Origin of the sequence: Streptomyces bambusae, assembly GCF_020532645.1 — a bacterium.
Taxonomy (GTDB): Bacteria; Actinomycetota; Actinomycetes; order Streptomycetales; family Streptomycetaceae; genus Streptomyces; species Streptomyces bambusae.
In genome coordinates this window covers 1-5,704 of record NZ_JAJAUZ010000125.1, presented here as the reverse complement: position 1 = coordinate 5,704, position 5,704 = coordinate 1, and the positions used below count along the sequence as shown (strand labels likewise).

Below are 5,704 nucleotides of genomic sequence, written 5' to 3'. Positions count from 1 at the left end.
GCCCAGGGCCCGCTCGCCGCGCCACAGCCAGAAGGCGGCGGCCAGCCCGACCGCGCAGTGGCCCGCCAGCAGCAGCCAGGGGGTCAGCGGATCGGCCGAGGCCAGCAGCGCGCCGGCCGGCTCGGCGGCCCGCCCGGCGACCTGCGCCAGCGGGGTGCCGAGCGGGATGCCGCAGAGCTCGAACAGGCCCAGGGCCCGCAGCGGTCCGGAGACCGGGCCGCCGGCCGGGCCGTAGCAGACGTGCTGGCCGGCGGTGAAGGCCGTGTCGGCGGCCAGTTCCAGCGGCACCAGCAGCCCGGCGATCCGCCAGTAGCCGTGCTCCCGCCCGCCCAGCGCGTACGCCAGGGCGAACACGGTCCCGCCGAGTCCGCCGACCAGGACCACCGGCAGCGGCGTCTGCGAGGTCAGCACGTGGGAGGCGGAGGAGAGCAGCACGACGACGGCGCTGAACAGCGCCGCCCGCAGTGCTCTGAGTCCGAATCCCGAGATGTCCATCGCCCGGAAGTGTGCCATGCCTTCCTGTGGAAACGTGATCTCGCGCCGGCGGCCCCGGCCGGAACCGGACGGTCCGCCGGGCGCGGGATCAGACGCTGAGCCGCCCGTTGCGGAACAGGTCCACGAAGATCTGGTGGTCCGCCCGGGCCCGGGCGCCGTACGCGTGCGCGAAGTCCACCAGCATCGGCGCGAACCCGTCCTCGTCGGCCGCGATCGCCGCGTCGATGGCCCGCTCGGTCGAGAACGGCACCAGCGACTGGCCGCTCTCGTCCTCGTCCGCCGCGGCGTGCATGGTGGCCGTGGCCCGGCCCAGGTCGGCCACCACCGCCGCTATCTCCTCGACGTCGTCGATGTCCGACCAGTCGAGGTCCACCGCGTACGGCGACACCTCAGCGACCAGCTGCCCGATCGGACGGCCGTCCACCTCGATCTCCGTCCAGCCCAGCCACGGGTCGGCGTGCGCCTGCAGCGCCCGCTGCGAGATCACCGTACGGTGCCCCTCGTGGTGGAAGTACTCGCGGACCGCCCGGTCCGTGATGTGCCGGGACACCGCCGGGGTCTGCGCCTGCTTGAGGTAGATCACGACGTCGTTCTCCAGCGCGTCGCTGTGCCCCTCCAGCAGGATGTTGTACGAGGGCAGCCCCGCGGAGCCGATGCCCACGCCGCGACGGCCCACCACGTCCTTGACCCGGTACGAGTCCGGACGCACCAGACTCTCCTCCGGCAGCGTCTCCAGGTACGCGTCGAAGGCCGCGAGCACCTTGTAGCGGGTGGCCGCGTCCAGCTCGACCGCGCCGCCGCCGGACGAGAAGCGGCGCTCGTGGTCGCGGATCTCCGTCATCGACTCCAGCAGCCCGAACCGGGTCCGGGACCGGGCCGCGCGCAGCGCGTCGAGCAGCGGGCCGGAGGAGGTCTCCAGGGTGAAGGACGGCACCTCCTCGTGCTTGGCCCCGCAGGCCAGCCGGCGGATCCGCTCCCGGTAGGCGGCCGCGTACGTCGCCACCATCTCGCCGATCTGGTCGTCACTGAGCGCCTTGGCGTAGCCGATGAGCGCGATCGAGGCGGCGAAGCGCTTGAGGTCCCAGGTGAAGGGGCCGACGTAAGCCTCGTCGAAGTCGTTGACGTTGAAGACCAGCCGCCCGTGCGAGTCCATGTAGGTGCCGAAGTTCTCCGCGTGGAGATCGCCGTGTATCCACACCCGGCCGGTCCGGTCGTCCAGGTACGGCCCGCCGTGGCGCTCCCGCTCCAGGTCGGCGTAGAAGAGGCAGGCCGTGCCCCGGTAGAAGGCGAAGGCCGAGGCGGCCATCTTGCGGAACTTGACCCGGAAGGCCGTGGGGTCGGCGGCGAGCAGCTCGCCGAACGCGGTCTCGAACACGTCGAGGATCTGCTCGGCGCGGTGCTCGGTCGTCGTCTCGGGGACCGCCATGGCGGGTGCCTCCTGGTGCGGGCTGGTGCTGCGGGGCGTGCGGTGGTGCGTCTGGTGGTGCAACGCCCGACCGTACCCGTGCGTGCCCCGCTCCTGTCACCCACCCGACGTAGACTTCAACGCTGTCCCCCCCATCCGTCGGCGATTGTTTTCCGGAGGTCCAGCGCCGTGGCCAAGAAGCCGTTCACGCACCTGCACGTACACACCCAGTACTCGCTGCTGGACGGGGCTGCGCGGCTCAAGGACATGTTCAGCGCGTGCAACGAGATGGGCATGACGCACATCGCCATGTCCGACCACGGCAACCTGCACGGCGCGTTCGATTTCTTCCACTCCGCGAAGAAGGCCGGGATCACCCCGATCATCGGGATCGAGGCGTATGTCGCCCCCGAGTCCCGGCGCAACAAGCGCAGGATCCAGTGGGGCCAGCCGCACCAGAAGCGGGACGACGTCTCCGGTTCCGGCGGTTACACCCACAAGACCATCTGGGCGGCGAACGCCACCGGCCTCCACAACCTCTTCCGGCTGTCCTCCGACGCGTACGCCGAGGGCTGGCTCACCAAGTGGCCGCGGATGGACAAGGAGACCATCGCCAAGTGGTCCGAGGGCCTGATCGCCTCCACCGGCTGCCCCTCCGGCGAGGTGCAGACCCGGCTGCGCCTCGGCCAGTTCGACGAGGCCGTGCAGGCGGCCTCCGACTACAAGGACATCTTCGGCGAGGGCCGCTACTTCCTGGAGCTGATGGACCACGGCATCGAGATCGAGCGCCGGGTCCGCGACGGCCTGCTGGAGATCGGCAAGAAGCTCGGCATCCCGCCGCTGGTCACGAACGACTCGCACTACACGTACGCCCACGAGGCAGGGGCGCACGACGCCCTGCTGTGCATCCAGACCGGCAAGAACCTGTCCGACCCGGACCGCTTCCGCTTCGACGGCTCGGGCTACTACCTGAAGTCGACCGAGGAGATGTACGCGGTCGACTCCTCGGACGCCTGGCAGGAGGGCTGCGACAACACCTGGCTGGTCGCCGAGCAGGTCGACATGGAGGGCATGTTCAAAGAGAAGAACCTCATGCCCAAGTTCGACATCCCGGAGGGCTACACCGAGGTCACCTGGTTCCGCGAGGAGACCATGCGGGGCATGCACCGCCGCTTCCCCGGCGGCATCCCCGAGGACCGCATGAAGCAGGTCGAGTACGAGATGGACACGATCATCTCGATGGGCTTCCCCGGCTACTTCCTCGTGGTCGCCGACTTCATCATGTGGGCCAAGAAGCAGGGCATCGCGGTGGGCCCCGGCCGAGGTTCCGCGGCCGGCTCGATCGTCGCGTACGCCATGGGCATCACCGACCTCGACCCGATCCCGCACGGCCTGATCTTCGAGCGGTTCCTGAACCCCGAGCGCATCTCCATGCCCGACGTCGACATCGACTTCGACGAGCGCAGGCGCGTCGAGGTGATCAGGTACGTGACCGAGAAGTACGGCGCCGACAAGGTCGCCATGATCGGCACGTACGGCACCATCAAGGCCAAGAACGCGATCAAGGACTCGGCGCGCGTCCTGGGCTACCCGTACGCCATGGGCGACCGGCTCACCAAGGCCATGCCCGCCGACGTCCTGGGCAAGGGCATCCCGCTCTCCGGCATCCTCGACCCGCAGCACCCCCGCTACGGCGAGGCCGGCGAGATCCGCGGGATGTACGAGAACGAGCCCGACGTGAAGAAGGTCATCGACACCGCCCGCGGCGTCGAGGGCCTGGTCCGCCAGATGGGCGTGCACGCCGCCGGCGTGATCATGTCCAGTGAGCCGATCGTGGATCACGTGCCCGTCTGGGTGCGCCACACCGACCAGGTCACCATCACCCAGTGGGACTACCCGAGCTGCGAGTCGCTCGGCCTGCTGAAGATGGACTTCCTCGGCCTGCGCAACCTCACGATCATGGACGACGCCGTCAAGATGGTGAAGGCCAACAAGGGGATCGACATCGACCTCCTGGCCCTGCCGCTCGACGACCCCGCCACCTTCGAGCTGCTCGGCCGCGGCGACACCCTCGGCGTCTTCCAGTTCGACGGCGGCCCCATGCGGTCCCTGCTGCGGCTGATGAAGCCCGACAACTTCGAAGACATCTCCGCCGTGTCCGCCCTGTACCGGCCGGGCCCGATGGGCATGAACTCGCACACGAACTACGCCCTGCGCAAGAACAAGCAGCAGGAGATCACGCCGATCCACCCGGAGCTGGAAGAGCCGCTGCGGGAGGTCCTGGACGTCACCTACGGCCTGATCGTGTACCAGGAGCAGGTCCAGAAGGCCGCCCAGATCATCGCCGGCTACTCGCTCGGCGAGGCCGACATCCTCCGCCGCGTGATGGGCAAGAAGAAGCCCGAGGAGCTGGCGAAGAACTTCGTCATCTTCGAGGCCGGCGCCAAGAAGAAGGGCTTCAGCGACCAGGCGATCAAGGCGCTCTGGGACGTGCTGGTCCCCTTCGCCGGCTACGCCTTCAACAAGGCCCACTCCGCCGCGTACGGCCTGGTCTCCTACTGGACCGCCTACCTGAAGGCGAACTACCCGGCCGAGTACATGGCCGGACTCCTCACCTCGGTCAAGGACGACAAGGACAAGTCCGCGATCTACCTGAACGAGTGCCGGCGCATGGGCATCAAGGTGCTCCCGCCGAACGTGAACGAGTCGGAGTCGAACTTCGCCGCCCAGGGCGACGACGTGATCCTCTTCGGCCTCACCGCCGTCCGCAACGTCGGCCAGAACGTCGTGGACTCGATCATCAAGTGCCGCAAGGCCAAGGGGAAGTACTCCTCCTTCCCCGACTTCCTCGACAAGGTCGAGGCCGTCGTCTGCAACAAGCGCACCGTCGAGTCGCTGATCAAGGCCGGCGCCTTCGACGAGATGGGCCACACCCGCAAGGGCCTGGTCGCCCACCACGAGCCGATGATCGACAACGTGGTCGCGGTCAAGCGCAAGGAGGCCGAGGGCCAGTTCGACCTGTTCGGCGGCATGGGCGACGAGGAGAGCAGCGAGCCCGGCTTCGGCCTCGACGTGGAGTTCTCCGACGTGGAGTGGGAGAAGTCCTACCTGCTCGCCCAGGAGCGCGAGATGCTCGGCCTCTACGTCTCCGACCACCCGCTCTTCGGCCTGGAGCACGTCCTCTCCGACAAGACCGACGCCGGCATCTCCCAGCTCACCGGCGGCGAGCACGGCGACGGCGCGGTCGTCACCATCGGCGGCATCATCTCGGGCCTCCAGCGCAAGATGACCAAGCAGGGCAACGCCTGGGCCATCGCCACCGTCGAGGACCTGGCCGGCTCCATCGAGTGCATGTTCTTCCCGGCCACCTACCAGCTGGTCTCCACCCAGCTGGTCGAGGACACCGTCGTCTTCGTCAAGGGCCGCCTCGACAAGCGCGAGGACGTCCCCCGCCTCGTCGCCATGGAGATGATGGTCCCCGACCTGTCCTCCGCGGGCACCAACGCCCCGGTGGTCCTCACCATCCCCACCGTCAAGGTCACCCCGCCCATGGTCAGCCGCCTCGGCGAGATCCTCCGCCACCACAAGGGCAACACCGAGGTGCGGATCAAGCTCCAGGGGCCGCGGACCACCACCGTGCTCCGCCTCGACCGGCACCGGGTCCAGCCCGACCCGGCCCTCTTCGGCGACCTGAAGGTCCTCCTCGGCCCGTCCTGCCTGGCCGGCTGAGCCGCGTACCCAAGCGAGGGGCGGGCCCCCCCCCGCGGGGGGGGCCCCCCCCCCCGCGCGCGCCCCCCGCCGGGG

3 protein-coding genes are annotated in these 5,704 nt (G+C 69.3%); 1 reads left to right on the top strand and 2 read right to left on the bottom strand.

Annotated features, from left to right (window positions below; genetic code table 11):
- Both LG634_RS37405 and LG634_RS37400 read right to left on the bottom strand, forming a co-directional pair.
- Positions 1 to 495 (bottom strand): hypothetical protein (locus LG634_RS37405; RefSeq protein WP_226740991.1); only part of this gene is annotated, 495 nt, incomplete at its 3' end.
- 88 nt (positions 496 to 583) lie between these two features.
- Positions 584 to 1,921 carry a DUF2252 domain-containing protein gene (locus LG634_RS37400; protein WP_226740990.1) on the bottom strand — a complete coding sequence of 446 codons (1,338 nt, stop codon included), beginning with the start codon at positions 1,919 to 1,921 and terminating at the stop codon, positions 584 to 586.
- 168 nt (positions 1,922 to 2,089) lie between these two features.
- Here LG634_RS37400 and dnaE point away from each other — a divergent pair, with 168 nt between their 5' ends.
- A complete protein-coding gene (gene dnaE, locus LG634_RS37395) occupies positions 2,090 to 5,629 on the top strand; it encodes a DNA polymerase III subunit alpha (protein ID WP_226740988.1) in 3,540 nt (1,179 codons plus the stop codon).
- Positions 5,630 to 5,704 lie beyond the last annotated feature (75 nt).